We start from the raw sequence: 2,965 nt of genomic DNA on the forward strand, positions 1-2,965 counted from the left end.
TCAACACCGTCATGCACACGCAGCGTCTCATAAGGCTGATGCGCCGTCATGCCAGCAACCTACCCCGCCGTCATCGCCGGCGCTATGCCGACGGTCCCCCGATGCGCCCCCGGACGGTGGAGGCACCGCGGAGGGTGGTTCTGCTCCTCGGCGCAGGTACCGGTCTGCGCGTCCGCGCATCGTCTGGAGGTCTTCGCCCTCACCCCACACCGGCCTCGTGGGGACGGCACTCTCCGCCCGGGCCGGTGGGTACCGCTGTCCGTCCCACCCAGCCCGCCGAGGTGGCGGCCTGGGTGGGACGGACGGGATGGCGAGATCTCGGTGGCGGGACAGACGGTTCAGGGGGCGAGGGCCGGATCCTGAGCGTGGACGTCCCGGTCCTCGAGCTCCTGGCGGACCTTGGCCTCGTGGAGGGCGCGCAGGGCGGCGTGCTCGGGGTTGCGGCGCAGCTTCAGGTAACCGAGGCCCAGGACCAGGAACCACACCGGGGTGACGAGCAGGGCAGCCCGGGTGTCGGCCTGGGTGGTCATCGCCCAGATGATGAACCCGAAGAAGGCCAGCACCACGTAGGGCATGAACGTACCGCCGGGCATCTTGAACGCGCTCACGGCGTGCAGTTGCGGGCGGCGACGGCGGTAGACGAGATAGCTGACGAGGATGATGGACCACACGAACATGAAGCACAGGGCCGAGACGGTGGTGACCAGGGTGAAGGCCTCGGCCACGCTGCCCTCGGCATAGAGCAGTGCGACGCCGGCGAGCAGGAACATGCAGGAGAACAGCAGCGCGTTCTTCGGGACCTTCCGGGAGGACAGCCGGCCGAAGGCCTTGGGGGCGTCGCCCTCCGTGGCCAGGCCGTAGATCATGCGCGAGGTGGAATAGATCCCGGAGTTGGCCGAGGAGGTGGCGGAGGTCAGGACGATGAAGTTCACGACCCCGGCCGCGCCGACCAGCCCGGCCAGGGCGAACATGCCCACGAACGGTGACTCATCCGCGCTGTAGGCGGTCCAGGGCTTCACGGCCATCAGGATGATCAGCGCACCCACATAGAACAGCAGGATGCGCACCGGGATGGAGTTGATCGCCCGGGGCAGGTTCTTCTCCGGATCCTTGGCCTCGGCCGCGGTGGTGCCGACCAGCTCGATGCCGACGAAGGCGAAGACGGCGATCTGGAACCCGGCGACGAAGCCCATGAAGCCGGTGGGGAACATGCCGCCGTGCGTCCAGATGTTGTCGAAGCTGGCCTGGACGCCATCGTTCTCGAACCCGGTGATGATCATGACCAGGCCGATGACGATCAGGGCCACGATCGCCACGATCTTGATCAGGGCGAACCAGAACTCGGTCTCGCCGAAGGCCTTCACCGTGGGCAGGTTCAGGCCCAGCAGCAACGCGATGCAGGCGATCGCGGGGATCCACAGGGGCAGGTCGGGCCACCAGAAGGAGACGTAGTAGGCGATGGCGACGACGTCCGCGATCCCGGTGACGACCCAGCAGAACCAGTAGGTCCACCCGGTGAAGAACGCGGCCCAGGGCCCGAGAAGGTCACCGGCGAAGTCGGCGAAGTTCTTGTAGTCCGTGTTGCTCAGCAGCAGCTCGCCCATGGCGCGCATGACGAAGAACAGCATGAAGCCGATGATCATGTAGACGAAGATCACCGAGGGCCCGGCCACCGAGATGGTCTTCCCCGAGCCCATGAACAGGCCGGTGCCGATGGCTCCGCCGATGGCGATCAGCTGGATGTGCCGGTTGGACAGGGCCCGCTCCAGATGCGGGGACTGCTCGGTAGTGCTCACGGGGCGTGCTGGGGTGAGGGTCATTGAGGAACTCCAGTAAGTTGCGCGGTGTGCCGCGTCGTCCGTGGGTTCCTCCCCCTCTGTTGCACGGCCTGAGAGTTTCGCCCCACCCGGAGGGGGTGGGACTTGCTCCGTCGGCGAGCACGGAGAACTCCGCGCTACTTTCCAGAGATGCCTCGGTGCGGCGGTCCGGGGACCTGAGAGTTTCCTGGGGAGGAATTGCTCCTACGGTGCCCGACCGGTGTTCTGGTCGGGGCTCTCCCGCCGCACGTCAACGGCCATTCGACTGTGACAGCCCTCACATCCTAGGTGACAGTCACCTCGGCGCACAATGGATTTTCGAATTTCCGCACCGAATCCTGCTCCGCACGGCCCGGCGGCTGCGGGGGCGGTGAGACAGGGGCATCCGCAGCAGGACCGCGGCGAGGAGGACCTGTGTGACCCAGGATGACGTGAATGCGAGTGCCGTTGCACTCGGCAGAAAGTACGTATACGCTGTGACTGCAATCACATAGTCTGGCCGTTCACGTGCGGCGGGAGAGTCCCGTCCAGCATTCGTGGTCGGGCGCCGTAGGAGCAATTTCCTCCCCGGGAAACTCTCAGGCCCCCGTACCGCCGCACCGAGGCGCATCTGGAAAGTAGTGCGGAGTTCTCCGTGCTCGCCGAAGGAGCAAGTCCCACCCCGTCCGGGTGGGACGGAAACTCTCAGGCTGTGCAACAGATCGGGGAGGAACCCATAGACACCGCGGGAGACCGCGCAGACCTCTGGAGTTCCTCTCATGACGATCACCCCAGCCCGCCCCACCGCCGCTGAGCTCAGCGACCACTCCTTCGCCGAACGTCACATCGGTCCCGGCCCGCAGGCAGCGACCCAGATGTTGCGCACCCTGGGGTACGACAGCCTCGACGAGTTGGTGGACACGGCGGTGCCGGTGGACATCCGCCAACAGGATCGGCTGGAATTGCCCGAGCCCCGTTCTGAGGCCCAGGTCCTGGCGGACCTGCGGCAGATGGCCTCCAAGAACGTCCTCAAGACCCAGATGATCGGCCAGGGTTTCTACGACACCCTCACCCCGCCGGTGATCCTGCGCAACGTCCTGGAGAATCCGGCCTGGTACACCGCCTATACCCCCTACCAGCCGGAGATCTCCCAGGGCCGGCTGGAGGCC

General features: G+C 66.3%; 1 protein-coding gene, 1 pseudogene and 2 riboswitches. Of the genes and pseudogenes, one reads left to right on the forward strand and one right to left on the reverse strand.

The annotated features are described in order from the left end of the window. Positions 1-338: 338 nt before the first annotated feature. A complete protein-coding gene (cycA, locus tag PLJ28_RS15470; RefSeq protein WP_324590401.1) occupies positions 339-1,820 on the reverse strand; it encodes a D-serine/D-alanine/glycine transporter in 1,482 nt (493 codons plus the stop codon). Between the two features lie 151 nt (positions 1,821-1,971). After that, a riboswitch (glycine riboswitch) is annotated at positions 1,972-2,070 on the reverse strand. A gap of 250 nt (positions 2,071-2,320) precedes the next feature. Further along, positions 2,321-2,421, forward strand: a riboswitch (glycine riboswitch). A gap of 154 nt (positions 2,422-2,575) precedes the next feature. Here cycA and PLJ28_RS15475 point away from each other — a divergent pair. After that, positions 2,576-2,965 (forward strand): annotated as a pseudogene (locus tag PLJ28_RS15475) (glycine dehydrogenase (aminomethyl-transferring)); the annotation flags it as partial.

The sequence above is a fragment of the Citricoccus sp. genome (assembly GCF_035445025.1).
Lineage (GTDB): Bacteria > Actinomycetota > Actinomycetes > Actinomycetales > Micrococcaceae > Citricoccus.

Coding starts and splice junctions, on each gene's coding strand:
- cycA (WP_324590401.1), bottom strand. CDS start 1,820: ATGACCCTCACCCCAGCACGCCCCGTGAGCACTACCGAGCAGTCCCCG.